Here is a 24,783-nt window from a genome sequence, read left to right on the forward strand (position 1 = left end):
GGCGCTCAGGACGGCGCGCGCTCGGACAACAGGTGGTCGAGGATGCGGCCTTCCAGGGCCGCGAGGTCGGCGTCACCCCGCCGGCGGGGGCGCGGCACGTCCACGGCGACGTCGAGGGCGATGCGGCCGGCCTCCACCACGAGGATGCGGTCGGCCATCGCCACGGCTTCGGCGACGTCGTGGGTGACGAGGATCGCGGTGAAGGCCTGCGCCTGCCAGATCCGCTCGATCATCGCCTGCATGTCGATGCGGGTCAGGGCGTCCAGCGCCCCGAGGGGCTCGTCGAGGGCGAGGAGCCCCGGGTGGCTGACGAGGGCGCGGGCGAGCGCCACCCGCTGGCGCTGGCCGCCCGACAGGGTCGCGGGCCAGTTGCCGGCCTTCTCGGTGAGGCCGACCTCGGCCAGCGCCGACTCGGCCCGGGCGCGGCGCTTCGCCCTGGGGCCGCCCTCGCCGAGGCCCACCGCGACGTTGTCCACGACCCGGGCCCAGGGCAGCAGGCGCGGCTCCTGGAACATGATCCGCTTCGGCGGCGTGCGCACCGCCCGCGATTCGAGGGCGATGCGGCCGGCGCTCGGCTGCTCCAGGCCGAGGATCAGGCGCAGGAGGGTGCTCTTGCCGCAGCCCGAGCGCCCGACCACGGCCACGAACTGACCGGCCGGGATGTGCAGGTCGAGGCCCTCGATCACCGTGTGGCCGTCGAAGGCCTTGGTCAGGTCGCGGATGGTGACGCCGATGCCCGTGGCGGAGGGCGCGGGGGCGGTCCGGGCCGGCGCCCGCTGGGCGGCGACCTCGCGGGGTTTGGGGTCGCGGATCTGGGAATCCTCGGGGACGCGGAGGGCGGTGGCGAGCATGGGACGGACCGTCGAAGGGGAGAAGAGGATTTCGGGAGGGGTGCCGCCGCGTCAGGCGTTCCGGTAGGCCGGGTTCCAGGCCAGGAACCGCCGCTCCAGCAGACGGGTCACGGCGTCGGCGGCCTTGCCGAGGCCGGCATAGATCACGATGGCCAGCACCACGACGTCCACCAGCATGAACTCGCGGGCCTGCATCGCCATGTAGCCGAGGCCCGAGGAGGCCGAGATCGTCTCGGCGACGATCAGCGTCAGCCACATGATGCCGAGCGCGTAGCGCAGGCCCACGAAGATCGACGGCAGCGCGCCGGGCAGGACCACGCGCCGGAACAGGGTGGTGGGCGACATGCCGTAGACCCGGCCCATCTCGACGAGCTGCGGGTCCACCGAGCGGATGCCGTGCAGGGTGTTGGCGTAGACGGGGAAGAACACCCCGATGGCCACGAGGAAGAGCTTGGCCTCCTCGTCGATGCCGAACCACAGGATCACCAGCGGGATCAGCGACAGGTGCGGGATGTTGCGGATCATCTGCAGCGTCGTGTCGGTGAGGCGCTCGGAGAGCCGCGACAGGCCGTTGGCGAGGCCGAGCGCGAAGCCGATGCCGCCGCCGATGAGGAAGCCGACGGCCGCCCGGGCGAAGCTGATCGAGAGGTTGGTCCAGAGCTCGCCGCTGCGCGCCGCCTGCCAGCCCGCCGCGACGACGCCGGAGGGCGCCGGCATGAAGCGGGTGGAGACGAGGCCGGTGGAGGCGGCGACCTGCCAGCCGAGCAGGATCGCGGCCGGCACCAGCCAGGGCGTCAGGCGCTCGAGGGTGCGGGTGCTGAGGGAGGTCGTCATCGGATGTCAGCCCTTGCTCGCCGGGGGAGCCGGCGGCGTCCACACGGCATCGCGGACGCGGATGGGATTGGCGATCAGGCCCAGGGCCTGGAAGCGGTCGGCCACGCGCTGCTGGCCGGCGATGACCGGCTCGGAGAGCGGTGCGATCACGTAGACGCTGCGGTCGACGGCCCGCCGGGTCGCGTCGAGGGGCACGCCGGTGCCCTTCGAGAGCAGGGCGGCGACCTCCGGGCGATGCGCCTCGCACCAGCCCGCGACCTCGGCCAGGGCGGAGACCGCCGCCTGGACCACGGGGGCGTTGGCCTGCGTGAAGTCCCGGTTGCCGAGGAAGAAGTTGGTGGGCTTCTCGATCTCGGCGGCGCTGGCCAGGATGCGGGTGCCGGGCTGGCGCTCGGCGATGGCGAAGTACGGGTCCCAGATCGCCCAGGCGTCGACGGCGCCGCGCGCGAAGGCGGCCGCCGCGTCCGCCGGCGCCAGGGTCACGGGCTCGATGTCCGTGTAGGCGAGCCCCGCCTTCTCGAGCGCGCGGACGACGAGGTAGTGCGCGCTCGACCCCTTGGCGAAGGCGACGCGCTTGCCCTTGAGGTCGGCGAGCGTCGTCAGGGAGGAGCCCTGCGGCACCAGGATGGCCTCGCCGGAGCCGCCGGCATCCTGGGCCGCCACGTAGAGCAGGGTGTTGCCCGCGGCCTGGGCGAAGACCGGGGGCGGCGCGCCGGTCTGGCCGAAATCGATGGCGCCCATGCCCAGAGCCTCGAGGACCGGAGGTCCGAACGAGAACTCCGTCCAGCGCACGGACACGCCGAGGGGCTTCAGCGCCTGCTCGATGGTGCCCTGCTGCCTGGCGACGACGAGGATGCCGTTCTTCTGGTAGCCGATCCGGAAGGTGCCGCCCTCGGCGGCCCGGAGCGCCGGCCCGGGCAGGGCGGCCGCCGCGAGGGCGCCGGCGACGAGGTTGCGTCGGGAGAGCATCGCCGGGTCGCCGTCAGCCGGCGCTGGCGAAGGCGGCGACGGGGGCCGCGGCCTCCGGCGTCCCGGCGCGGGCGGCCCGCGCCTGGAGCAGGTCCGCGAGCTGGCCCGCCGCGTCGGCGATGCGGGCCTTCACGCCCGGGTCGACGAGGATTCCGTCGCGAAAATCCGCGTCGGAGCCGTAGACCGCGCTGGGGATGGTGTGGGCGCTGAAGAACCCGAAGAGCGGACGCAGGGCATGCTCGACCACGAGGGCGTGGCGCGGGCCGCCGCCGGTGGCCGACAGGATCACGGGCTTGCCCACCAGGGCGGCCGGGTCGACGAAGTCGAAGAGGTGCTTGAACAGGCCCGTATAGGCGCCCTTGTAGACCGGCGAACCCACGATGAGCGCGTCGGCGCCCTCGATGGCCTCGACGATGCGGCGGGCCGGGAGCGGCAGCAGGTCCCGCGACCAGGCGGCGCCGAGCCCGGTGCCGGCATCCAGCATGTCGTAGAGGCGGATATCGGCCCGCACCTGCGTGCCGACCGCCTCGGCCAGGGATTCGGCGAGCGCCCGGGTCTTGGAGGGGCGCTGGAGATTGGCGGTGAAGCCGACGATGCGGGGCAGCGACATGGGACGACTCTCGTAGGCGCCAAGACATCCGGACGTGCCTGCGCCTCCGCTCAAGACGAGCGTCGGTCGGCACTGGAAATTTCGAAGGTCTTCGCTCTGAAACAACAGGTTGGGCCGCGGAACTTCCGTGGCGCCGATCTGTCGAAAACGTGCCCGTTGCACGCCCGAGAATCAATGAAACGTTCTTTTGAATGCGGGGCACCCGGGAGAGGATCTCTCCGGCCTGCGCCGCATCGGGAGATGATCCCGTTCGACAGGCATTATGATGCCAGGATTTTCACCGCCCGGGTCGATCCGGACCCCGGACCGGGGGCGTCAGGCGACGGCGTCGTCGAGCACGCCCTGGAGCACCACCCGCCGGAACGCCCCCAGGAGGTCGGCGTCGAGCCTGGGCAGCATGCCCTGCATCAGCGCATAGGCCTCCGCGTGGGGCAGCGGATCGCGGTAGGGGCGCCGCTCGGTCAGGGCCGAGTGGATGTCGCAGATGGTGACGAGGCGCACGAGGTCGGGGATCGCCGCGCCCTTCAGGCCGTCGGGATAGCCGCTGCCGTCGAGCATCTCGTGGTGGTAGCGCACCACCCCGAGGGTCGCCTCGTCGAACCCGCCCTGGGCGGCGAGGAGGTCGGCGCCGACGACCGGATGCGTGCGCATCACCGCCATCTCCTCGTCCGTGAGGCAGCCGGGCTTGTTCAGGATCGCCAGGGGAATCTTCGCCTTGCCGACGTCGTGCAGCAGGGCGGCGCGCGCCAGGCGCTTCTGGTCGGCGCGGGCGAGGCGCAGGCCGGCCCCGAAGGCGGCGGCATAGCCGGCGACGCTGAGGGAGTGCTGGTAGAGCTGCTGGTCGTGGCTCTGGATGACGTCGAGCCAGGTGCGGATGCCGGAATCCGAGACCGCCTCCAGGATCAGCTCCGTCCCGGTATCGATCTCCTCGGCGCTGAGGGGCCGCCCGGTTCCGGCGGCCTGGAACGCGCCCGCCACCAGGCCGACGGCGGCCCGCGCCCGCTCGGCGATGTCGCGGACCTTCCGGACCGGGGCGGCGACGGCGCTCCGGCGGGCCGCCTGCCAGGTGTCCACGAGGGCGAACAGGGTGGCGAGGACCGTCGTGCGGGGCGCGTCCGCCGGCAGGGTGCGCGTGGCCACGGCGGCCCGGCCGCGGGTGGCGGGCGCCTGGTTGGTCAGTTGCAGGCTCGCGATCCGGAAGCCGTGGAAGCGGGCGATCCAGGTGGCGGCGAGGCGCGGGTCGCCGCTGACGTCGACCACCGCGACGAGGGGCAGCGTCGCCGGCAGGGCCTCGCGCGGCTCGATGCAGCGGCAGGCAACCACGTTCTCGACGGCGCGGCAGAGCAGGGCCGCGATCTGGGGCCTGTCCGAGACGATGAGAACGGAATTGTCCTGGGTCACGAGAGGGTCCGTCAACGTGGTGTGCGGTCCGGCTCCTGAGCCCGACCCTCAACATTTGACACCAATTCATTATCGAACAATTCACGACAAATCATCAGGCAGTCGTGACGCATCATCTACGTGGTCTCTGCGGAGGGGTGAAGTGCGCAGCCCTCTCGAAATCCCATCCTGGCACAGACCAGTCCGCCGTGGCGGCGAGAAACCTTGTAAACAGCGTCGAATCACTCGCGCCCGGCCGGGTTCGGAGGCGAGCCCGCATCCGGGCGGGAGCGGCCCTTCCGCCGGCCGGCCGGCGCTGCCCCCGAGCGGCGGGCGTGGACTTTTCCGGCGGCGTCGCGCACCCCGTGGCCGAGCGGGACGGGCGGAGGACGGCGCTGATGGGAGACGGGCGATGAACCGGCGGGACGCCGTGGCGGCGGCCCTGGCGCAGCTTGCCCCGCGCCTGCCCGACTTCGAGACGGAGGCCGTGATCGACCGCGCCCTGGCCAGTCCCGGCCTGCGCAACGCGCGTCCGGACAACGCGGCCTGGCTCGCCCTCGTGGCCTATGCCCGCCACGTCTTCACCGAGTACGACACCCTGCTGGACGAGGGCTACGACCGCGACAGCGCCCGCCACTTCGTGCTCGACGACCTCAATGCCGTCCTCGCCGAATGGGGTTCGCGCCGGCGGGTCTCGGAGGAGGAGAGCGCGCCGGAGGAGAGCGCGCAGGAGGACGAGGCCCCGTGAGGCCGGTCACGGTCGCGTGGGCTCCGGTGCTGGGTTGCATCCGGACGGCTTGCACCGCGCCGGCCCGGACGGCATCGTCCCGCCGCGCCGGCCCCATCCGTCCGGGCCGGGACAAGGTAGGAAATCCGTCGTCATGAGGATCAGCGCACGCAACGTCCTCAAGGGCAAGGTCGTCTCGGTCGAGAAGGGTGCCACCACGGCCCACGTGAAGATCGAGATCGCCGGCGGCCAGCTGGTCACCGCCTCGATCACCAACGAATCCGTCGACAGCCTGAAGCTGACCGTGGGCGGCGAGGCCTACGCCGTGGTGAAGTCCTCCGACGTGCTGGTCGCGGTGGATTGAGGACGATGCGCCGTCTCGCCGCGATCGCGCTCCTCGCCCTGTCCGCCCCCGTGGCCTGGGCGCAGGAGCCGCCATCCCGCGAGCCCGGCGCCTTGCCGGCCGCGGACCCGGCGGCCTGCACCCGGTTCGACTGGTCGCTCCTGCGCGAGCAGGCCTGGTTCTCGGCCGCCGGCCTGCCGCGGGTCGAGGCCGGCGGCACCCTGCCGGCCGCGATGCCGGCCGCGATCCTCGTCCTGAAGCCGCAGGCCGAGGTCGCCCCGCCCTTCGCGCCCTCGCGGGAGCCGACGCCCGGCTCCTACGGCGGCGCGCTGCACCTCGAGGCGCCGCTCGCCCCCGGCGCCTATCAGGTCACCCTGTCCGACCGGGCCTGGATCGATGTCAGCCAGGACGGCCGGACCACGCGCCCCCCGACCGCCAGCACGATGCGTCCCGGCTGCCCGATGCTCGCCAAGAGCGTGCGGTTCCAGCTCGGCACCGCGCCGATCACCCTCCTGATCAGCGGCGCGCCCGCCGACACGATCCGGATCGCCGTGGCGCCGGTGGAATAGGGCGGCGCCGCGGACCCTCGACGGGGCGATCCCCGATGGACTAGCGTGGGCGCAAGACCTCGACTCCTCACAAGACCTCGACTCCTCGCAAGACTTCGCCCCTCGCCCGTCACAGATCCTCGGCGCCCCGCCCCGCGGGGACGCGATCCCGGGAGCCCTCCGCTGACCCTTTGCCTTCGCCTCGCGACGTTCCTGCTGCTCGGCCTCTGCCTGCCCGCCCAGGCCCAGGACCGGGGCAGCGTCAACCCGAAGCCCCTGCCGCCGCTCGCCAACCCGGACGCGCCGGACACGCCGGCCAAGGCCCTGTTCGGCCGCGCCACCACCCCGGCGCCCGGCCCCGCCCACGCCTACGGCTCCTACGCCAAGGGCTGCTTCTCGGGCGGCGAGGCGCTGGCCGTCGACGGGCCGAACTGGCAGGTGATGCGCCTGTCGCGCAACCGGATGTGGGGCACCCCGCCCCTCGTGGACTTCCTGGAACGCCTGGCCGCCAAGGCGCCCCGCATCGGCTGGAACGGCCTCCTCGTCGGCGACATGTCGCAGCCCCGCGGCGGCCCGATGCTCACCGGCCACGCCTCGCACCAGCTCGGCCTCGACGCCGACATCTGGCTCACCCCGATGCCCGACCACCGCATGAGCCGGGCCGAGCGCGAGGAGACCTCCGCCACCAACGTGGTCCGTCCCGACCGCCTCGACATCGACCCGCAGGTCTGGACCCCCGAGCACCTCAAGCTGATCCGGATGACGGCGCAGGAGCGCGAGGTGGCGCGCATCTTCGTCAACCCGGCGATCAAGAAGGCCCTGTGCCGCGAGGCCGGCGGCGACCGCGCCTGGCTCTCGAAGGTGCGGCCGATGTACGGGCACAACTACCATTACCACATCCGCCTCGCCTGCCCGGCCGGCCAGGACCAGTGCGGCGACCAGGCGCCGCCGCCCTCCGGCGACGGTTGCGGCGAGGAGCTGGCCTACTGGTTCAGCGACGCGATCCTGAACCCGAAGCCCGCGACGACGCCGCCGCGCCCGAGGCCGCCCATGACGATGGCGGCGCTTCCCGCCGCCTGCCGGGCGGTGCTGAAGGCGCGCTGAGGATCTCTCCCGCCGCCCTCGCGCTGGGGGCGGCCAGCCGGACGACAGGACGACGATGGGCGAACGGATCACGATCACGGCCGGCGACGGCACGCAGGCGGTCATCGACGCCGACGGGGCCGAGCCCGTCTCCTGGCAGGTCGGAGGCCGCGAGTATCTCTGGAGCGGCGATCCCGCGCACTGGAACCGGCACGCGCCCTGGCTCTTCCCGGTGGTCGGCGCCTCCACCGACGCGACGGTCCATGTGGGCGAGGCGGCCTACCCGATGCCCCAGCACGGTTTCGCCCGCGACCTGCCGTTCACGGTGATCGAGCGGTCCGAGGATGGCGTGAGCCTGCGCCTCACCGACAGCGAAGCGACCCGGGTGCACTACCCCTTCGCCTTCCGCCTCGACATCACCGCGCGGGTCGGCCCCGGGCTCCTCGATTTCGAGATCTGGATCGAGAACACCGACACGGCGCCCCTGCCCTACGGGCTCGGATTCCACCCGGCCTTCCCCTGGCCCTTCGCGGGCGGCACCCGCGCGGCCGGAGGCGGCTACGCGGTCCGCTTCGAGCACCCGGAGCGCCCCTTCGCGCCGGAGGTCGGGCCGGGCGGCCTGCTCCTGCGCGACGAGCGGCCGATTCCCCTGGCGGGCGACACCCTGCCCCTCGATCCGGCCCTCTTCACCGAGGCCCTGGTCTTCCGGGATGCGGCGAGTGCCTGGATGCGCTTCACCGGACCCGACGGCACGGCGATCCGCCTCGCGGCGTCGGACTTCCCGCATCTGGCGGTCTGGACCAAGCCGACGGCCCCGTTCCTCTCGCTGGAATGCTGGACCGGGCACGCCGACTGGGCGGGCTTCGCCGGCGACCTCAAGGATCGGGATTCGCAGCGCCTGCTGGCGCCGGGAGCCCGCGCCCGCCACGGCGTCACCCTGTCCTTCGAGCGGGAGAGCCGGGCATGACCGACGTTCTCTCGCCGGACGCTTCGTCATCCGGGGCTTTCTCGCCGGACGCTTGGACCCGCAACGCGGCGGCCTACGAGGCGATCCGCACCATGCCCTTCAACGCCGAGCTCGCCGCCGGCACCCTGACCCGGGCGCGCTTCATCCACTACATCGTGCAGGACGCGCACTACCTCGTGGGCTTCGGCCGCGCCCTGGCGCTGGCCGCCGCCAAGGCGCCGAACCCGGACCGGATGGTGCAGTTCGCCCGGGCGGCCGAGACCGCCATCGTGGTGGAGCGCTCGCTCCACGGCGGCTTCTTCCGCGATTACGGCATCGACGCCGAGACCTTCGCCAAGACCCCGCTCTCGCCGCCCTGCGACCACTACGTCTCCTACCTCATCGCCACCGCCTATGCGGAGCCCTACGAAGTCGTGCTCGGCGCGCTGCTGCCGTGCTTCTGGATCTACGCCGAGATCGGCCGGGACATCGTCTCCCGGGTGCGGGCCGACAACCCGTACCGCGCCTGGATCGACACCTACGCGGGCGAGGACTTCGCCCAAGCGGTGACCGCCATGATCGCCGCCACCGACGAAGCGGCCCGGGGCGCCTCGCCGGAGGTCCGGGCGCGCATGCACCACGCCTACGCCCAGGCCACCCGCCTCGAATACCTGTTCTGGGACGGGGCCTACCGCGACGCGGCCTGGCCGGTCTGAGGCGGGCGGCCCGGTCCCGTCAGACGGCCTGGAGCCGGGGCGCCCGCGCGCCGGCGGCCGGACGGGTCCGGCTGCGGAACCGGTCCCGGGCGGCGCGGGCCGCCTGCTCGACGCTGCGGAAGACCGTGCCGTCGAGGGGGGCGAAGTCGCGGCTCGACGAGAAGAAGCGCACGCCGCCGGGTTCCGGGACGGCGATCCCGGCGGTGACCTCGCCGATCTCGATGATCCGGGCCGGGGCGGGCTCGGCATGGAGGCGGTTGCGGGCGCGCTCCGCCCGGTGATCCACGAAGCTGGGGACCGCGTGCAGGCGATTCAGCGCCCGCTCGGCCTCGATCTGAAGATGGGGCATGACAAGGACTCCGGTGGCCGGCGCGGAGCCGGCGAAAGACGAATGGTGGGACGCGACGGGGCGGTCAGCGTCGACAGCATCCGCGTTGGGACCGGAGATCCGAGGTCCGGGGGAGCGAGGCATCGCCCCGCGGCCAGCATGCGTTGCAGACAGTCACGGCAAGTCATCCTTTCCAAGAAGGACCACGAGGCGCGAGCGCATCGCGGTGCTTTAGCGTTTGATGACGCGGCGCAAGCTACACACTTCAAATCACCGCGGCCCGGCGACACGAAATGGCGTCGCCGAACGTCTCAAAGATGCTCATCCCGCTGCGTTTCGTCAACGGATCGATCTTCCGAATGCAGCACAGTCCGTGGCAGAAACCGCCCCGCCCGGTCCCCGGCACGCCTGCTTCCTTCGCGACCCCCGTCAGACGGCCGCGATGACGGCGGCGAGGTCCCGGTAATCGCGAAAGATCCGGGCCGCGCCGGCCCGGGTCAGGTCCGCGGCGGCCGGGTCGTGGGACCAGTGGCCGCCGCCGCTGAAGCCGACGACGCGCATGCCGGCGGCCCGGGCTGCCGTGACCCCGGGAACGCTGTCCTCGATGACGAGGCAGGCCTCGGGCGCCACGCCCATCGTGGCGGCGGCGTGCAGGAACAGGTCCGGCGCCGGCTTGCCCCGCGCCACCATGGTCGAGGAGAAGATCCGTCCCTCGAACAGCGGCAGCAGCCCGGTGAGCCCGAGGGAATGGCGCAGCCGCACGGGATCGCTGCTGGAGGCGACGCAGGTGGGCAGGCCGAGGGCGGACACCGCCGCGGCGACGCCCGCCACCGCGCGCAGCTCCGTGTCGAAGGCGCGCAGGGTGTCCGCCTTCACCGCCTCGACGAAGCCCTCCGGCGCCGCGATCCCGTAATCCTGCGCGATGTGGCCCATGATCGAGGCCATCGAGGTGCCGGCGAAGCGCGCCCGCACGGTCTCGACGTCGATGGGGACGCCGATGCGGTTGAGGCCGGCCGTGAGGCGCGCCAGGCTGATCGGCTCGCTGTCGACCAGCACCCCGTCGCAATCGAAGATCACCAGACCGAGGGGCGGGGCGGTCTCGCCGGGTGCGGGCAAGGGGTGGACGGAATCGGGGTCGGCGGGATCGAGGAGCGTGGAGGCGTCGCGCATGGGCTCGGGTCGGGTCTCGGGTTGCGGCCGGACCCCGCCTGCCGCGCGGCCCAAGGCCCGCATATGGCGCGAACGCGAGCCGGCGCAAACCGCGCGGCCGGCGGGCCGGGACCTCGGTGGCTTGCGCCCGTCGGCGCGCCCTCCTACTCAGCCCTTCGGCCGGCGCGGATGCCGGCGGGTGCGATCGGGTGCGATGGTCCGTTTCCTCAGCCGCTTCCTCGGCCTCGTCTTCCTCGCGGCGGGCTTCGTCTGCCTCGTCTATGACGGCGCCCGCTCCATCGCGAACAACGGCCTGCGGGTCACCAGCGTCAGCGACCTCGCCTTCACGCTGTTCAAGGACCGGGCGAACGCCCTCCAGGGCACGGTGGAGAGCGTCGCCCCCTGGCTCTGGAAGATCCTGGTCCTGCCCCTGACCCTGGCGCCGGCCGCCCTGATCGCCCTCGTGATCGGCGCCGTCCTGCTCTGGCTCGGCCAGCCGGCGCGGGAGCGGATCGGCTTCCTCAGCGGACCTTGAGCACGGTCCGATCCGATGCCCCCCGACGCGGGTGCCATTTCGCACGCGCTGCCCGGCCCGTCCTTCGCGCCGTGCGGCCGAGATGCCATAATCCCGAACGGTCCCCGTCGTAGACGCGTGGGATCAGCGGGTCGCGGGACTTGTCACGTTCGGTCGTCCCGGCACCGCGTCACCTGTCAGGGATTCCCCGCCATCATGTCCCGCATCGTCGCCGCCTCCGTCCTGGCCCTCGCCCTCGGCGCCGCACCGGTCCTGGCGCAGCCGTCCTCGGGCACGCCCCAGCGCAACGTCGCCCCGACCGGCGTGACCAAGCCGCCGGGCCGCGCGGAGGCGGGCAAGACCCCCTATACCCGCGCCTCCACCGAGGGCGACATGGCCAAGGCGCAGCGCGCCTCCGCCGCCCGCGACAAGGCCTGGGACACCAAGATGCGCACCACCATGGGCTCGATCTGCAAGGGCTGCTGAGTGCAGGGGCTGCTGAGGCCCCGGCCGCCGGGCCGCGCGCCGGCCCCGTGATCCGCCTGGAGGGCGTCAGCAAGCGGTTCGCCGGAGCCGAGCGCCCCGCCGTCGACGCCCTCGACCTCGCGGTCGCCGAGGGCAGCGTCTGCGCCCTGATCGGCCCGTCCGGCTGCGGCAAGTCCACCACCCTTCGCATGGTCAACCGGCTGGTCGAGCCGGATGCCGGCCGCGTCCTGGTCGCCGGCCAGGACGTGATGCGGGGCGATCCCGTCGCCCTGCGCCGGCGCATCGGCTACGTGCTCCAGGGCGTCGGCCTGTTTCCCCACCGCAGCGTCGCCGACAACATCGGCACCGTGCCGGGCCTGCTCGGCTGGCCCCGGGCGCGGATCGCCGCGCGGGTCGACGCGATGCTCGACCTCGTCGGCCTCGATCCGGCGCAGTACCGGGCGCGCCGCCCGCACGAACTGTCCGGCGGCCAGCGCCAGCGCGTCGGCGTGGCCCGGGCCCTGGCCGCCGACCCGCCGGTCCTGCTCATGGACGAGCCCTTCGGTGCGGTGGACCCCGTCGCCCGCGACCGCCTGCAGGCCGAGATCGGCGCCATCCTGCGGCGCCTGGGCAAGACCGTGCTGATCGTCACCCACGACATCGACGAAGCGATGCGGATGGGCGACCGCGTCGTGCTCATGCGCGCGGGGCGCATCGTCCAGGCCGACCGCCCCGAGCGCCTCCTGGCCGCACCGGCCGATGCCTTCGTCGCCGGCTTCGTCGGGCAGGACCGGGCGCTGCGCCGTCTCGCCCTCATCACCGCCGGGAGCCTGGCGAGCCCCGGCCTCTTGCCGGACGCCCCCGCGATCGCGGCCGGGGCCTCGCTGCGGGAGGCGCTGTCGCTCCTCCTCGCCACCGGGGCCGACGGGCTGAACCTGGCCGGCGACGGCCCGCCGGCCCACCTCACCCTCGCGGCGATCCGGGCCGAGGCGGCCCGGGCGGTGACGTAGGCCCCTCTACTTGCACTCCTCGCGGGCGCGCTTCATCGCGTCGCCGAACCCCGCCAGGGCGTACTCGTCGCTGGTGGGATTGCCGCGCAGCGAGGTGGTCTTGATCTGGAGCTTCGGCGTGCGCGTCATCTCGGTGACCACGCGGGTCTCCTCCGCCGGGTTCTGGAGCCAGGCGTTGTTGTCCTTGGTGACGAGGCCGTAGCGGGTGGCGCCGAGGTTCAGGGTCGGGTCCGTCGGCGCCGCGCCCGCATTGGCCTTGGCCTGGCTGCCGGCGGGCTTGGCCGGGAAGCCCAGCATCACCGCGACCTCGTTGGCGACGTTCTCGGCCTTGCGCACGGTGACGAAGAGGTAGGCCGTGTCGCGCTTCAGGGTCTTGGGCGAGCGCGTCTGCGGCTGGGCGATGGCGTAGCAGACGCGGGCCTTGCCCTGGCCGTTGGCGAAGACGTTCCAGTCGCCGAAGATCGCCACCGGCGTCGCCTGCTGCATGCCGGGCGCCGTCACGGCAGCCTTCGACGCCCGCTCGCGCGCCCGGCGCGATGTCTTGCGTCCCGGAGCCTGCGTCTCCTCGGGGGCGGCCTCCTGGGCCTGAGCCCGGCCGACCGCGAGGGGATGGGGGGCGCCGACGAGGGCGGCGGGACCGGACAGGACGAGCAAGGCGGCCCCGAGCCGGAGGCCGTGTCGCAGAACAGGAACCATGGAAGACCCTTCGGGACATCGCCGGGCCGGGAGACCCGGCCGACCGTCCGGATGTGCGGCGCCGCGGGACGCCGGTTTCAGGATTGCGCGACCCGCAGCCCTCAGGCGGCGTGGGGCTCGGCGGAGAAGACGCCCGGCAGCGCCGCCATCACGCTCGCGAGGGCGGGGGCGGCCAGCGTCGACAGGGAGGGGCCGTCCGCGGGGGCCGGACCCGCCGCCTCGGACGCCTCGGACACCTGCAGGCGCGGCAGCGCGCGGGGCTTCGGGTCGTTGTAGGGCGTGTTGTAGCACTTGCGCACCGAGGCCCAGAACGCGGCCCGGTCGGCTTCGGGCAGGCGGCTCAGGGTCGCGTCGATCAGGGCCGTGGCCTCGGCCGCGAGGGCGGGGACGTCATCCGGCGCAATCCAGCTTTCAGAGGGCATGGGAAGATCTCCGAGGGGCTCGGGTCAGGGTCCTACACAGCATCACATAGCTGAGCCGTGAACGCACCTGCCCCGAGTCCGGTTCTTTTCGCCTCAGGCCTGCCCGAGCGCCGCGAGCCAGCGCTCCGCCTGCGACCGCACATTGTCCGGCGCGGTGCCGCCGTAGCTGGTGCGGCTCGAGACCGAGTTCTCGACGCCGAGCACGGCGTAGACCGCCTGCGTGATCCGCGGCTCGGCCGCCTGCATCTCCGGCAGCGAGAGCTCCTCCAGCCCGACATTGCGGGCGGAGGCCGCGCCGACGAGGCGGCCGGTGACGTGGTGCGCCTCGCGGAACGGCAGGCCGAGCTCGCGCACCAGCCAGTCGGCGAGATCGGTCGCCGTGGCGTAGCCGGAGCCGGCGGCGCGGGCGAGCACCGGCGCGTTGGGCTCGAGGTCGCGCACCATGCCGGTCATGGCGGCCAGGCACAGGGAGAGCGCCTGGAGGGCGTCGAAGGTGCCCTCCTTGTCCTCCTGCATGTCCTTCGAATAGGCGAGCGGCAGGCCCTTCATCACGATCAGGAGCCCGGTGAGCGCGCCGATGACGCGGCCGGCCTTGGCGCGCACCAGCTCCGCCGCGTCCGGGTTGCGCTTCTGGGGCATGATCGACGAGCCGGTGGTGTAGCCGTCGGAGAGCTTCACGAAGTTGAACTGGGCCGAGGTCCAGACCACGAGCTCCTCGGCGAAGCGCGAGAGATGGACGGCGCAGATCGAGGCGGCGGCGAGCGACTCGAGGGCGAAGTCGCGGTCCGCCACGGAATCGAGGGAGTTCGCGGTCGGCCGGTCGAAGCCGAGCGCCGCGGCCGTGGCGTGCCGGTCGATGGGGAAGGAGGTGCCGGCGAGCGCCGCCGCGCCGAGCGGACACTCGTTGAGCCGCGCGCGGGCATCGCGAAAACGTCCGCGGTCGCGGGCCAGCATCTCCACGTAGGCGAGACAATGGTGCCCGAAGGTGACGGGCTGGGCCGATTGCAGGTGGGTGAAGCCCGGCATCACCGTGCCGGCATGGGCCAGGGCCTTCTCGGCCAGAGCCCGCTGCAGGTCGGCCGCCTGCGCGTCGAGGCCGTCCAGAGTGTCGCGCACCCACAGCTTCATGTCGGTGGCGACCTGGTCGTTGCGCGAGCGCGCCGTGTGCAGGCGCCCGGCCGCCGGGCCGACGATCTCGGTGAGGCGGCTCTCGACGGACATGTGGATGTCCTCGAGTTCGCGGCGGAACACGAAGCCGCCCGCCTCGATTTCCGCGCGCACGGCCTTGAGACCGTCCTGAATCGCGGCCACATCGGCGGATGGCAGGATGCCGGCCTCGCCCAGCATCGCCACATGCGCCAGCGAGCCGCGGATGTCCTGGGGCGCGAGGCGCTTGTCGAACCCGATGGAGGCGTTGATCTCCTCCATGATCTCGGCGGGACCGCTCGCGAAGCGCCCGCCCCACATCCGGTTGCTCATGTTCTCAAACGTCCTTCCAGCCGCCCTGCCCGCCCGCCCCCGGACGCAACGATGATGCCCGGCCGCCGATCCGCGCTGATCGCCGGGGCCGTCCTCGTCGCCGCATCCGCGGCGGGGCTTGCCGTATACGGGACGGGCTCGACCGGCGGCAACTCCGCCGGTCCCTGCGCGGACTCGGCCGCCGCGGCGGCCCGCATCGCCCCCCTGGCCCGGGGGGAGATCGCCGCCCTCCAGGTCGCGACCCCGCCGGTGCCCGCGCCCGCCCTCGCCTTCCGGGGACCGGAGGGCGCCGAGGCCACCCTGGCGGGCGTGACGGGCCTGCGCCTCGTGAACCTGTGGGCGACCTGGTGCGCGCCCTGCAAGGCCGAGATGCCGGCCCTCGACCGGCTCCAGGGCCGCCTCGGCGGACCGGACTTCGCGGTGGTGGCGATCAACGTCGACACCCGCAACCTCGACGCCCCGCCCGCCTGGCTCAAGCAGAACGGCATCGCCCGGCTGGCCTACTATGCCGATCCGGGCGGGCGCGTCCTGCCGGCGGTCCAGAAGGCCACGGGGTCGCTCGGCCTGCCCACGACCCTGCTGGTCGACGGGCGGGGCTGCACCCTCGGGGTGATGAAGGGACCGGCCGAGTGGGACAGCGCCGACGGCGTCCGGCTGATCGAGGCCGCCCTCGGCCGATCCTGACCCACGGAACGGCTCGGTCGAATCCCGCGAGGATTGCCGCTAGGACAGAACACCCGCCGCGCGCTCACCGACAGTCGACAACAGAGAGATAAACCTGTTTTCGAGTACATGACCCGAAGTTTCCAGTTTTCATGGATTCCTGTCGCGATCATGATTGCGCGACATCGAATCGATGCGCGTGTCTCTGCGCCTGTTCTCGGACGGAGACCTGATCATGATGTCACGACATTGGGTCTTTCTGTCCGCGGCCGTGCTGTCCGCGCCCTAGCTGGCCGCGCCCTTCGCGCACGCCGCCGAATTGCCCCGCAGCGGCACCGACAGCTCCTCGACCGCCTACGTCACCTCCTCCTTCGTCACGATGAAGCTCGGGGAGCGCACGGTGACGACCTACGACAGCTCCGGGATCACCCGGAACGACGCCGGCGGCCCGATGTTCGACAACATGGGCACCCGCTGCATCGGGATGCGCGCGGTCGTCGGCAGCGAGGCGCTGAACCGCGGCTCCTGCATCGACGGCGACGCCGACGGCGATCAGATCTTCTCCAGCTACGAGGCCAAGGGCACCAAGGGCACGCATGTCTTCATCGGCGGCACGGGCAAGTACGCCGGGATTTCGGGCACGGCGGATGATACGAGCCAGTCGGTGACGAGTCCGGACGGACGGGGAATGACGCTGGTCATTCATCAGTCGAACGGGAAACTATCACCTTGACTATTCAATCTAAGATGCCCGCGCAGGATGGTCACTCGCGGTGAACTTCGCCCTCGTCAGGCGGATCCGGGGAAATTTTTAACGCCTCTGAAGAATGATGCGAGGCCTTCCTCCAGACGGGCTCCTCGCCGCATGTCCCTCCGCGCGCTCTCCATCCGCACCAAGCTGTTCCTCAGCTTCGGCCTCGTCTTCGGTCTCGTGGCGGTGATCGGAGGATCGGCGCTGATGCAGCTGCGGGCCGTGAACGCGGTGGCGCGGGAGATGCGCGACGAACGTCTCCCGAACGTGCAGCTGCTGGGCAAGATCCAGGTGCTGGTGCTGCGCACCCGGACCAACGGCGCGCGCCTGATCACCGCCGATACGCCGGAGCTGCGCAACGAGGTCTCGGCGACCCTGGCCAAGCGCGAGGCCGAGATGAACGGCCACCTGCAGGCCTTCGCCGCGCGGCCGAAATCGCCGGAGGCCGCCGCCCTCTACGACAGCTTCCAGACGAACTGGGCCGCCTACAAGGCGTTGCAGGAATCCGTGATCGCGCTGGTGAAGGCCGGCAACGGCGCGGCGGGCCAGCGCATCTACAACACCGAGATGTCGACGGGGGTGAACGCGGTGCTCGGCCCGCTCCAGAAGCTCGTCGAGTACGAGGAACGCAGCGCCGCCGCCAGCGGCGCGCAGGCTCAGACCACCTACGACACCGCCCTCCTCACCACCGCGATCCTGGTCGGCGTCGCCCTGCTGATCGCGGCCGGCGCCGCCATCGGCCTCGCCCTCGGCGTCAGCCGCCCCCTGCGCCGGATGACCGACGCCATGGGCCGCCTCGCCGACGGCGACGCGACGATCGTCGTGCCGGGCACCGGGAGCCGCGATGAGATCGGCGCGATGGCGGGGGCCGTCCAGGTCTTCAAGGACAACATCATCCGCACCCGCGCGCTCGAAGCCGAGACCGAGGCGGCCCGGGCCGGGGCCGAGGCCCTGCGCCGGCAGACCATGCGCGACCTCGCCGACCAGTTCGAGGCGGCGGTGGGCGGTGTCGTGGCCCAGGTGGGCACGGCGGCGACGCAGCTGCAGACCACCGCCGGCAGCATGTCGGCCAATGCCGGCGAGACCGCTCACCGCTCGGTCACGGTGGCGGCGGCGGCCGAGGAAGCCTCCTCCAACGTCACCACGGTGGCGGCGGCGGCCGAGGAGCTCGGCTCCTCGGTGGACGAGATCGGCCGCCAGGTCCAGGGCTCGGCCACCCTCGCCCGCGAGGCGGTGTCCGAGGCCGGCCAGACCGCGACCTTCGTGCGCGACCTCAGCGAGGCGGCCCAGCGCATCGGCGACGTCGTGGCGATGATCAGCACGATCGCGGGCCAGACCAACCTGCTGGCCCTCAACGCCACCATCGAGGCCGCGCGGGCCGGCGAGGCGGGCCGCGGCTTCGCCGTGGTGGCGGCGGAGGTCAAGGAACTCGCCAACCAGACGGCCCGGGCCACCGACGAGATCACCGGCCAGATCGCCCGCATCCAGGCCTCCACGGGCCAGGCGGTGGAGGCGATCGGTGGCATCACCGGACGCATCCGGGAGATCAGCGAGGTGGCGACCTCGATCGCGACGGCGGTGGAGGAGCAGGGCGCGGCGACCCAGGAGATCGTCCGCAACGTCGCCCAGGCCTCGGTCGGGACCGGAGAGGTCACCCAGAACGTCGCGGGCGTCGCCGGGGCCGCCGAGCAGACGGGGGTCGCCGCCGCCCAGGTGCTGGCCTCGGCCTCCGCCCTCGCGCGCCAGTCCGACGCCCTCGGCGGGCAGGTCGCGCAGTTCCTCGCGACGATCCGGGCGGCCTGAACGCCGCGATCGGGCGGCCCGAACGCCGCGATCCGGGCGGCCCGAACGCCGCGATCCGGGCGGCCCGAAAGCCGCGATCGGGCGGCCCGAACGCCGCCCGGGGCACATCCTCAGAGCAGGGCCTCGAGGTCTCCGATCACCCGATCGGGCGGATGATCCGGGTACTCGTCGGGCAGGCCCTTGCGGTTGACCCAGACCGGCCGGAGGCCGAAGGCGGCCGCGCCGGCCACGTCCCAGCGGTTCGAGGAGCAGAACAGCACGGCGCCGGGCTCGACCCCGAACCGGTCCGTGGCGATGCGGTAGGCGGCCGGAGCGGTCTTGAAGGTCCGGGCCGTCTCCACCGAGAGCACCGCGTCGAGCGCGTCCGCCAGCCCGGCGGAGGCCACCGCCCGCTCCAGCATCGAGGCGTCGCCGTTGGAGAGGATCGCGGTCTGCCAGCCCGCCGCGCGCAGGGCCCGGAGCGTGCCGGGCACCTCCGGATAGGCGTCGAGATCGCGATAGGCGTCGAGGAGCCGGGGCCGCAGCGCCCGGTCGACCGCCGGATGGCGCGCCAGGGCGTAGTCCAGGGCCTGCTCGGTCAGGCCCCAGAACGGGGCGTGCCGCCCCGTCAGGCCGAGCACCCAGGAATATTCGAGCTGCTTGGCGCGCCAGGCCTCGGACAGGGCCGCGGCGTCCGGCCCGATCGCGTCCGCATGGCGCGCCACCGCCGCATGGACGTCGAACAGGGTGCCGTAGGCGTCGAAGACGGCGATGCGGGGGGATTCGGCCATGCGGGCTCCTCAGGCGCGCCGCAGGCGGACCCCGAACAGGCGCAGCGTCGCCAACAACAATCCCGCGTAGACCAGCGTTCCGGCGAGCCCGAGCAGGCCCAGCACCGCGATCTCGCGCAGGTGCGGCAGGGCCGGCACCAGGGCCTCGGCCAGGGGCAGGCCGTAGCGGGCGGTGGCGGCGAGGGCGAGGCAGGCCGCCACCACGCCGAGGGCGGTGACCCCGAGGGTGCGGCTCGGCGCCATCCAGCCCCGTCCCCAGGCCAGGGCCACGAGCAGGCCGAGATTGACCCACTGGCCGATGGCGGTGGCCATCGCGAGGCCGGTGACGCCGTAGGGTCCGGTCAGCACCACCTTGAGGGCGACGTTGATGGCGATGGCGGTGAGGGAGGCGATGAGCGGGGTCATCGTGTCCTGCCGGGCATAGAAGCTCGGGAGCGCGCTGCGCAGGAGCACCACGGCCGGCAGCGCCAGGCCGTAGGCGGCGAGGACCGAGGCGGCCCGGGCCGCGTCCTCCGCCCCGAAGGCGCCGCGCTGGAACAAGGCCGTCATGACCAGGGCCGGCAGGGTGAGGAAGGCCACCGTGAAGGGCGCCGAGAGGGCGAGGGAGAAGCCCGCCGCCCGGTTCTGGGCCGCGTGCGCCCCGGCGACGTCGCCCCCGGCGATGCGCCGGCTCATCTCCGGAAGGAGCACCGTGCCGGCCGCGATGGCGATGACGCCGAAGGGCAGCTGGTAGAGCCGGTCGGCGTAGTACAGGGCCGAGACCGCGCCGGTGGGCAGGAAGCTCGCGATGATGGTGTCGGCGAAGGAGGCGATCTGGAAGCCGGCCGAGCCGATCACCGCCGGCCCGAGCACCGTGAAGAAGCGCCGCATCGCCGGGTCGCGCAGGGTCGGGGACGTCAGGGTCGGGGCGATGCCCGCCCGCCGGCAATCCCACCAGACCAGGGCGAACTGCAGCACGCCCGAGACGGTGACGCCCCAGGCGGCGGCGTAGGCGGCGTTGGGGAAGAGCGCGGCGAGCCCCAGGGCGACCAGCATCGACAGGTTCAGCAGCACCGGCGCGCCGGCCGCCACGGCGAAGCGCCGGTGGGCGTTGAGGATGCCGGAGAACAGGGTCACCAGCGTCATGAACAGGAGGTAGGGGAAGGTGATCCGGGTCAGCGACACGGCGAGCGCGAAGCGCTCCGGGTCCTCGGAGAAGCCGGGGGCCAGGGCCCGCACCACCCAGGGCATCGCCGGCATGGCGAGGGCCAGGAAGGCGATCTGGACGAGGAGCATCAGGGTGAAGATGCGGTCCGCGAAGCGCCGGGCCGCACCGGCCTCGGGGTCGGCCGCCTCCCGCTCCGAGAGGCTCGCATAGCTCGGCACGAAGGCGGTGTTGAAGGCGCCCTCGCCGAAGATCGCCCGGAAGTGGTTCGGCAGGCGGAACGCCACCACGAAGGCGTCGGCGAGCGGCCCCGCCCCCAGGATCGCGGCCATGACCACGTCGCGGGCAAAGCCGGTGACGCGGGAGACCAGCGTCCAGCCGCCGACGGAGAGGATGCTGCGGATCATGGATCAGGACTGCCGGGACGCGGGGCTTGGGAGTGTCGGGCGAGCCCTAGACCATGCCGCCGCGCGTGGCGCAAACGCGGAACCGTTCGATGGACGGGCGCCTTGCGCCTTCGATGGACGGACGGTCCGCCGCCGGCGATCGCCGGACCGGGCGAATCCGCCTCTGCGAAGCGGGTCCCCGCGCCTTCGACGGGGCAATCGCCCAGGACGCCGCGCCGCCATTCCGGGCCGCCGGCGGCGAGCCCGGAATCCAGAGCCGCCGACCGTGCGAACCCTCGCACCACCTGCGTTTTTGGATCCCGGACTCCGCTGCGCGGCGCCGGGATGCCGGCGTGCCGCCGGCGAAAACCGGTCAGCCGGTCTCCGTCGGCGATAGCCCTGTCCGTCGAGAGGACGGGCCTGTCCCGAGCCTCGCGGCGAGGCCGTGAGATCTTACGCGGTGGCTTCGCCGTACATCTTCTCGACGTGCTCCCAGTTCACCAGGTTCTCGATGAACGCCTTGAGGTAGTCGGGCCGGCGGTTGCGGTAGTCGATGTAGTAGGAGTGCTCCCAGACGTCGACGCCGAGGATCGGCTTGGCGCCGTGCACGAGGGGATTCTCGCCGTTCGGGGTCTTCATGATGGCGAGCTTGCCGTCCTTGACGGCGAGCCAGGCCCAGCCCGAGCCGAACTGGCCGATACCGGCCTGGATGAAGTCGGCCTTGAACTTCTCGAAGCCGCCGAGGTCCTCGTCGATCTTCTTGGCCAGCGCACCCGGGGCGGCGCCGCCGCCATTGGGCTTCATCCACTGCCAGAAGTGGATGTGGTTGTAGTGCTGGCCGGCATTGTTGAAGAGCGGCTGGTTGTTGCCGTAGGCCGAGGTCAGGACCTCCTCGACGCTCTTGCCCTCGAGCCCCGTGCCCTCGAGCAGCTTGTTGCCGGTGTCGACATAGGCCTTGTGGTGCTTGTCGTGGTGAAACTCGAGGGTTTCCTTCGACATGTAGGGGCCGAGCGCGTCGTAGGCGTAGGGCAGTTCGGGCAGGGTGAAGGTCATGGGCAACTCTCCGGCTCGTGAGACATCGGACGGGGGACGTCGCGCGACCTGCGCGCGACCCTCGCACCAACGCGCCGTTACGTAAGTCGATGCCGGCGCGAAGTCGACCACCATCGACGGGACGGCGGCCCGCGCGACCGCGCCGGGCGGCCGGCCGCGCATTTTGCAAATGCCTCCCAGGCCTTTAGTGTGCGCCCCGCACCTGAAGGTGCAGGCGTTTGTCGAGAAGTCCATGAGCATCGCGCTGTTCGCGCTGGCCGCCGTCATGATCGTCGGCGGCATCGTATCGGTCATCCAGGGTTTCCCCTTCGTCCGGCTGGAGAGCGGCCTCGCCATGACCATCGCGGGCGCCACGACGGCCTCGGCCGGCGCCGTGGTGCTGGGCCTGGCGGTGGTCGCGGCCCGCCTGCGCAGCCTGGCCCAGTCCCTCGGCGAGGCGCGCGCCGCGCCGCCCCAGGTCGCTCCGTTCGAGCCGGGGACCACCGGCTCGGCGGCGGACGGCTCGGGCGTCCCCCACCGTGCCCGGCCGAGCCTGGCCGCCACCGCCGCGAGCCTGGGCGCCGGTGCAGGCCTGGGTGCGAGCCTGGGCGCCGCCTCCACCCGCCCCGGCCTGGAACCGACCTTCCTCGATCCGGCCCCGAAGCCGCCCGAGCCGTCCGCCGCCGAGCCTTTGCTGCCGAACCTGCTGCCCGCGGAGGAGCCGCTGGATCGTCCGCACGCTGCCGGGTCCGCACCGGAACCGGAGCTGCGCGCGACCGAGGACGACCTGTTCGAGCGCCCGGCGCCCGAGCCGGCGGTCCCGCCGGCGAGCGCGCCCCTGTTCGTGGAACCCGAGCCGGAGCCCGTGCCTGCACCCCGTCCTGCGCCCGAACCCGTCGCCCTGCGCCCGTCCCTCGTCGAGACCGGCGAGCCGGTGGCGGGGCCGGCCGACGAGCCGGAACCGGCCCCGGAGCCGCCGCCCGCGGAGGCTGCGCCCGCCATCGAGGAAGAGCCGCAGGTCGTGGGCACCTACGCCTCGGGCGGCAACACCTACGTGATGTATTCCACCGGCGTGATCGAGGCGGAGACGCCGCGCGGCCGATTCACCTTCGGCTCCCTCGACGAGCTGAAGGCGTTCGTCGAGGCGGGCGGGGAGAGCGACAGCCGCGGCGCGGCCTGAACGGCAGGGGCCGGGCGCCCCGGCGCCCTCACGCGAGCGGATTGAGCGCCGCGTTGCGGATCGGCAGGGGCGCCCGCATCGTCAGGGCAAAGCCTTCCGGCGGGTAGTCCATCGAGACCTCCGCCCGCACCTGCGCCGTCAGCACGCGCTGGAGCAGCCGTGAGCCGAAGCCCTGGCGCTTGGGCGGGCTGACCGCCGGGCCGCCGCTCTCGACCCAGGTGAAGTGCAGGGTGCCGGCCGGACCGCCGGCCTCCAGGGCCCAGGTGATCGCGACCCGGCCGTCGCGGGTCGACAGCGCCCCGTACTTGGCGGCGTTCGTGGTCAGCTCGTGGATCGCCATGCCGATCGGCACCGCGATCTCGGACGACATGTCGACGGGCGGCCCCGACAGCTGGATCCGGGCGTCCCGCTCCGCCGTGTTGTCCAGGGCGCCCTCCGCGTAGGGCTTGAGCTCGTTGGCGAGCAGGGTCCGCAGGGATGCCGTCTGCCAGGTGTCCTCGGTGAGGACCGAATGGGTGTGGGCCAGCGACATGATCCGGCCGACGAAGGCCTCGTAGAAGCTCTCGATGCTGGACGCGGTGCGGGCCGTCGATCCGACGATGGCCTGCACCGTGGCCAGGGTGTTCTTCACCCGGTGGTGCAGTTCGCGGATCAGCAGGGTCTGCCGCTCCTCCGCGAGCCGGCGCTCCGTGACGTCGGCCACGACCCCGATCAGGCGGCGCGGCAGGCGGTCGGGGGCGTCGCGCTCGAAGCGTCCGGCGAAATCCAGGGTCCGCCAGGCGCCGTCACTGCGGCGGATGCGGCCCGAGACGGACAGGATGCTGTCCTCGCGCAGGGCCCGCGTGATGGCGGCCCGGAAGCCGGGGCGGTCCTCCGGGTGGAGCAGGGTCTCCAGGAATTCGCGCTTTCCCACGGCCCCGTCGGCGGGACTGCGCCCGAAGATCGCGAACATGCGTTCGTTCTCCCAGACGGCTTGGTCGTCCAGCATGTGCCAGTCGAAGATCCCGAGGGCGGCGAGCGAGGTGGCGATGCGCAGGCGCTGCTCGCCGGCGCGCAGGGCCTCGCGGGCCTCGACGCGGGTGGTGACGTCCTCCACCACGCCGACCAGCGTCGCCGGCCGCGCGGCCCCCTCGCTCGCCGGGACGGCCTGCCCCCGGACCTCGACGTCGATCGCGGCGCCGTCGCGGGCGCGGCGCAGGCGGCACTCGAAGGCGAAGGGCCGGGCCTCGCGCAGGGCGGCGCGGACCTGGGCGCGGATGCGGGCGACTTCGCCGCCCTCCATGGCGGCCTGGAGGAGGCCCCAGGTGACGGGGCCGTCGGCGGCATGGCCGAGGAGATGGGCGGCCCGGCGCGACAGGACGACCCGGCCGTCGGCGTAATCGTAGCGCCACTCGCCGAGCCCCGCCGCCGTCAGGGCGGCGCGGTTCTCCTCGGCCCGCACGACCTCGTCGGGATCGACCGCCTCGACGACGAGGACCTGCAGGTCGTCGCGCCTTGCCGAGGGACGGATGCGCATGTCGAGGCCGGTGCCGTCCGCGCGCAGCCAGCGCCGGATGCAGACGCGCTGGGCCACCGCGCCGAGGACCGAGAGGGCGCGCCCGTCGAGCGCGCCGGGCGCGTAGCCGAGGAGTTCGCAGAGATGGGGGTTGGCCTCGCGGATGAGCCCGGCCCCATCGACGACGAGGATGCCGATCGGGGCCTGCGCGAAGGCGGTGCCGTGCAGGTCCCGACCCGGCCCGGCATCCGGTCCCGGATCGGGCTCCGAGGCCGGGTCCGCTCCGACGCCCGCAGTGGAAGATTGGTCCGAAGCGTCGTGCACGCCACATCCTCGCTCAGCGGGTCCGACGTCGTGTCATGGACTCGCGGCCGCGCTCCGCCGACAGGCTCGGACGCGATCGGCGTCCATCTGACAACCGAAGACCGAGCGGGACAAGGCCGGGCTGAGATGGGGAATGCGTGTTTCCCGAACAACCCCATCAAAAGA

General features: G+C 72.9%; 27 protein-coding genes. 13 read left to right on the top strand and 14 right to left on the bottom strand.

The features are described from left to right. Positions 1–5: 5 nt before the first annotated feature. From ASF49_RS10360 to ASF49_RS10380, 5 genes are all read right to left on the bottom strand, one after another. The gene (locus tag ASF49_RS10360) at positions 6–851 is read right to left on the bottom strand and encodes an ATP-binding cassette domain-containing protein (RefSeq protein WP_082511115.1); all 846 of its coding nucleotides are present in this window, start codon (positions 849–851) and stop codon (positions 6–8) included. 51 nt (positions 852–902) lie between these two features. Beyond that, positions 903–1,685, bottom strand: coding sequence for an aliphatic sulfonate ABC transporter permease SsuC (ssuC, locus tag ASF49_RS10365; protein WP_056471765.1), 783 nt, complete (start codon positions 1,683–1,685; stop codon positions 903–905). Between the two features lie 6 nt (positions 1,686–1,691). Beyond that, positions 1,692–2,654 (bottom strand): aliphatic sulfonate ABC transporter substrate-binding protein, encoded by a 963-nt coding sequence (locus ASF49_RS10370; protein ID WP_056471769.1) that lies wholly within the window; start codon positions 2,652–2,654, stop codon positions 1,692–1,694. 13 nt (positions 2,655–2,667) lie between these two features. Next, the gene (gene msuE, locus ASF49_RS10375; RefSeq protein WP_200930035.1) at positions 2,668–3,264 is read right to left on the bottom strand and encodes an FMN reductase; all 597 of its coding nucleotides are present in this window, start codon (positions 3,262–3,264) and stop codon (positions 2,668–2,670) included. Positions 3,265–3,579: 315 nt separating this feature from the next. After that, a complete protein-coding gene (locus ASF49_RS10380; protein ID WP_243214529.1) occupies positions 3,580–4,680 on the bottom strand; it encodes an HD-GYP domain-containing protein in 1,101 nt (366 codons plus the stop codon). A gap of 376 nt (positions 4,681–5,056) precedes the next feature. Here ASF49_RS10380 and ASF49_RS10385 point away from each other — a divergent pair, with 376 nt between their 5' ends. The 6 genes from ASF49_RS10385 to tenA all read left to right on the top strand — a co-directional run bounded on the left by ASF49_RS10385 (position 5,057) and on the right by tenA (position 9,007). Continuing rightward, positions 5,057–5,392, top strand: a complete 336-nt coding sequence (locus ASF49_RS10385; protein WP_056471775.1) for a DUF2293 domain-containing protein — start codon at positions 5,057–5,059, stop codon at positions 5,390–5,392. A 133-nt stretch (positions 5,393–5,525) separates the two neighbouring features. After that, positions 5,526–5,735: a TOBE domain-containing protein gene (locus ASF49_RS10390; protein ID WP_056471777.1), complete on the top strand. Its 210-nt coding sequence runs from the start codon at positions 5,526–5,528 to the stop codon at positions 5,733–5,735. Between the two features lie 5 nt (positions 5,736–5,740). Continuing rightward, on the top strand, positions 5,741–6,283 hold the full coding sequence (locus ASF49_RS10395; protein ID WP_056471778.1) for a hypothetical protein: 543 nt from the start codon (positions 5,741–5,743) through the stop codon (positions 6,281–6,283). A 162-nt stretch (positions 6,284–6,445) separates the two neighbouring features. Then, positions 6,446–7,366 carry a penicillin-insensitive murein endopeptidase gene (gene mepA, locus ASF49_RS10400; protein WP_056472674.1) on the top strand — a complete coding sequence of 307 codons (921 nt, stop codon included), beginning with the start codon at positions 6,446–6,448 and terminating at the stop codon, positions 7,364–7,366. A gap of 55 nt (positions 7,367–7,421) precedes the next feature. Next, a complete protein-coding gene (locus tag ASF49_RS10405; RefSeq protein WP_056471780.1) occupies positions 7,422–8,312 on the top strand; it encodes an aldose 1-epimerase family protein in 891 nt (296 codons plus the stop codon). After that, positions 8,309–9,007 (top strand): thiaminase II, encoded by a 699-nt coding sequence (tenA, locus tag ASF49_RS10410; protein WP_056471783.1) that lies wholly within the window; start codon positions 8,309–8,311, stop codon positions 9,005–9,007. The genes ASF49_RS10405 and tenA overlap by 4 nt, the downstream gene beginning before the upstream one ends. Positions 9,008–9,026: 19 nt before the next feature. On the opposite strand, the gene ASF49_RS10415 is transcribed toward tenA, so the two are convergent. Together ASF49_RS10415 and ASF49_RS10420 are read right to left on the bottom strand one after the other, a co-directional pair. Next, a complete protein-coding gene (locus ASF49_RS10415; RefSeq protein ID WP_056471785.1) occupies positions 9,027–9,356 on the bottom strand; it encodes a hypothetical protein in 330 nt (109 codons plus the stop codon). Positions 9,357–9,764: 408 nt separating this feature from the next. Then, positions 9,765–10,505 carry an HAD family hydrolase gene (locus ASF49_RS10420; protein ID WP_082511117.1) on the bottom strand — a complete coding sequence of 247 codons (741 nt, stop codon included), beginning with the start codon at positions 10,503–10,505 and terminating at the stop codon, positions 9,765–9,767. A 193-nt stretch (positions 10,506–10,698) separates the two neighbouring features. On the opposite strand from ASF49_RS10420, the gene ASF49_RS10425 reads away from it, so the two are divergent. From ASF49_RS10425 to ASF49_RS10435, 3 genes are all read left to right on the top strand, one after another. Continuing rightward, positions 10,699–11,019 (top strand): hypothetical protein, encoded by a 321-nt coding sequence (locus tag ASF49_RS10425; RefSeq protein WP_056471791.1) that lies wholly within the window; start codon positions 10,699–10,701, stop codon positions 11,017–11,019. A gap of 195 nt (positions 11,020–11,214) precedes the next feature. Further along, positions 11,215–11,484, top strand: coding sequence for a hypothetical protein (locus ASF49_RS10430; protein ID WP_056471794.1), 270 nt, complete (start codon positions 11,215–11,217; stop codon positions 11,482–11,484). Between the two features lie 47 nt (positions 11,485–11,531). Beyond that, on the top strand, positions 11,532–12,473 hold the full coding sequence (locus tag ASF49_RS10435; protein WP_056471799.1) for an ABC transporter ATP-binding protein: 942 nt from the start codon (positions 11,532–11,534) through the stop codon (positions 12,471–12,473). A gap of 6 nt (positions 12,474–12,479) precedes the next feature. Here ASF49_RS10435 and ASF49_RS10440 read toward each other — a convergent pair whose 3' ends face one another. The 3 genes from ASF49_RS10440 to argH form a co-directional block, all read right to left on the bottom strand. After that, positions 12,480–13,169: a hypothetical protein gene (locus ASF49_RS10440; protein ID WP_056471802.1), complete on the bottom strand. Its 690-nt coding sequence runs from the start codon at positions 13,167–13,169 to the stop codon at positions 12,480–12,482. A 101-nt stretch (positions 13,170–13,270) separates the two neighbouring features. After that, complete coding sequence (locus ASF49_RS10445) at positions 13,271–13,591, bottom strand: hypothetical protein (protein ID WP_056471807.1); 321 nt, start codon at positions 13,589–13,591, stop codon at positions 13,271–13,273. 93 nt (positions 13,592–13,684) lie between these two features. Beyond that, positions 13,685–15,070, bottom strand: coding sequence for an argininosuccinate lyase (gene argH, locus ASF49_RS10450; RefSeq protein ID WP_056471811.1), 1,386 nt, complete (start codon positions 15,068–15,070; stop codon positions 13,685–13,687). A gap of 54 nt (positions 15,071–15,124) precedes the next feature. On the opposite strand from argH, the gene tlpA reads away from it, so the two are divergent. The 3 genes from tlpA to ASF49_RS10465 all read left to right on the top strand — a co-directional run bounded on the left by tlpA (position 15,125) and on the right by ASF49_RS10465 (position 18,287). Then, a complete protein-coding gene (gene tlpA / locus ASF49_RS10455; RefSeq protein ID WP_056472683.1) occupies positions 15,125–15,754 on the top strand; it encodes a thiol:disulfide interchange protein TlpA in 630 nt (209 codons plus the stop codon). 379 nt (positions 15,755–16,133) lie between these two features. Further along, entirely contained in the window at positions 16,134–16,466 is a 333-nt protein-coding gene (locus ASF49_RS10460) for a hypothetical protein (RefSeq protein ID WP_156652954.1), read from the top strand. Between the two features lie 132 nt (positions 16,467–16,598). Further along, the gene (locus ASF49_RS10465; RefSeq protein ID WP_056471817.1) at positions 16,599–18,287 is read left to right on the top strand and encodes a methyl-accepting chemotaxis protein; all 1,689 of its coding nucleotides are present in this window, start codon (positions 16,599–16,601) and stop codon (positions 18,285–18,287) included. 110 nt (positions 18,288–18,397) lie between these two features. On the opposite strand, the gene ASF49_RS10470 is transcribed toward ASF49_RS10465, so the two are convergent. The 3 genes from ASF49_RS10470 to ASF49_RS10480 all read right to left on the bottom strand — a co-directional run bounded on the left by ASF49_RS10470 (position 18,398) and on the right by ASF49_RS10480 (position 21,640). After that, positions 18,398–19,057: a haloacid dehalogenase type II gene (locus ASF49_RS10470; protein WP_056471820.1), complete on the bottom strand. Its 660-nt coding sequence runs from the start codon at positions 19,055–19,057 to the stop codon at positions 18,398–18,400. Positions 19,058–19,066: 9 nt separating this feature from the next. Continuing rightward, positions 19,067–20,608, bottom strand: a complete 1,542-nt coding sequence (murJ, locus tag ASF49_RS10475) for a murein biosynthesis integral membrane protein MurJ (RefSeq protein ID WP_056471823.1) — start codon at positions 20,606–20,608, stop codon at positions 19,067–19,069. Between the two features lie 432 nt (positions 20,609–21,040). Beyond that, positions 21,041–21,640: a superoxide dismutase gene (locus tag ASF49_RS10480; protein ID WP_056471824.1), complete on the bottom strand. Its 600-nt coding sequence runs from the start codon at positions 21,638–21,640 to the stop codon at positions 21,041–21,043. Positions 21,641–21,872: 232 nt separating this feature from the next. On the opposite strand from ASF49_RS10480, the gene ASF49_RS10485 reads away from it, so the two are divergent. Then, a complete protein-coding gene (locus ASF49_RS10485) occupies positions 21,873–22,799 on the top strand; it encodes a hypothetical protein (protein WP_056471829.1) in 927 nt (308 codons plus the stop codon). A gap of 28 nt (positions 22,800–22,827) precedes the next feature. Here ASF49_RS10485 and ASF49_RS10490 read toward each other — a convergent pair whose 3' ends face one another. Then, positions 22,828–24,618, bottom strand: a complete 1,791-nt coding sequence (locus ASF49_RS10490) for an HWE histidine kinase domain-containing protein (protein ID WP_056471832.1) — start codon at positions 24,616–24,618, stop codon at positions 22,828–22,830. Positions 24,619–24,783: the final 165 nt, after the last annotated feature.

It is taken from the genome of Methylobacterium sp. Leaf104, assembly GCF_001422885.1.
Lineage (GTDB): Bacteria > Pseudomonadota > Alphaproteobacteria > Rhizobiales > Beijerinckiaceae > Methylobacterium.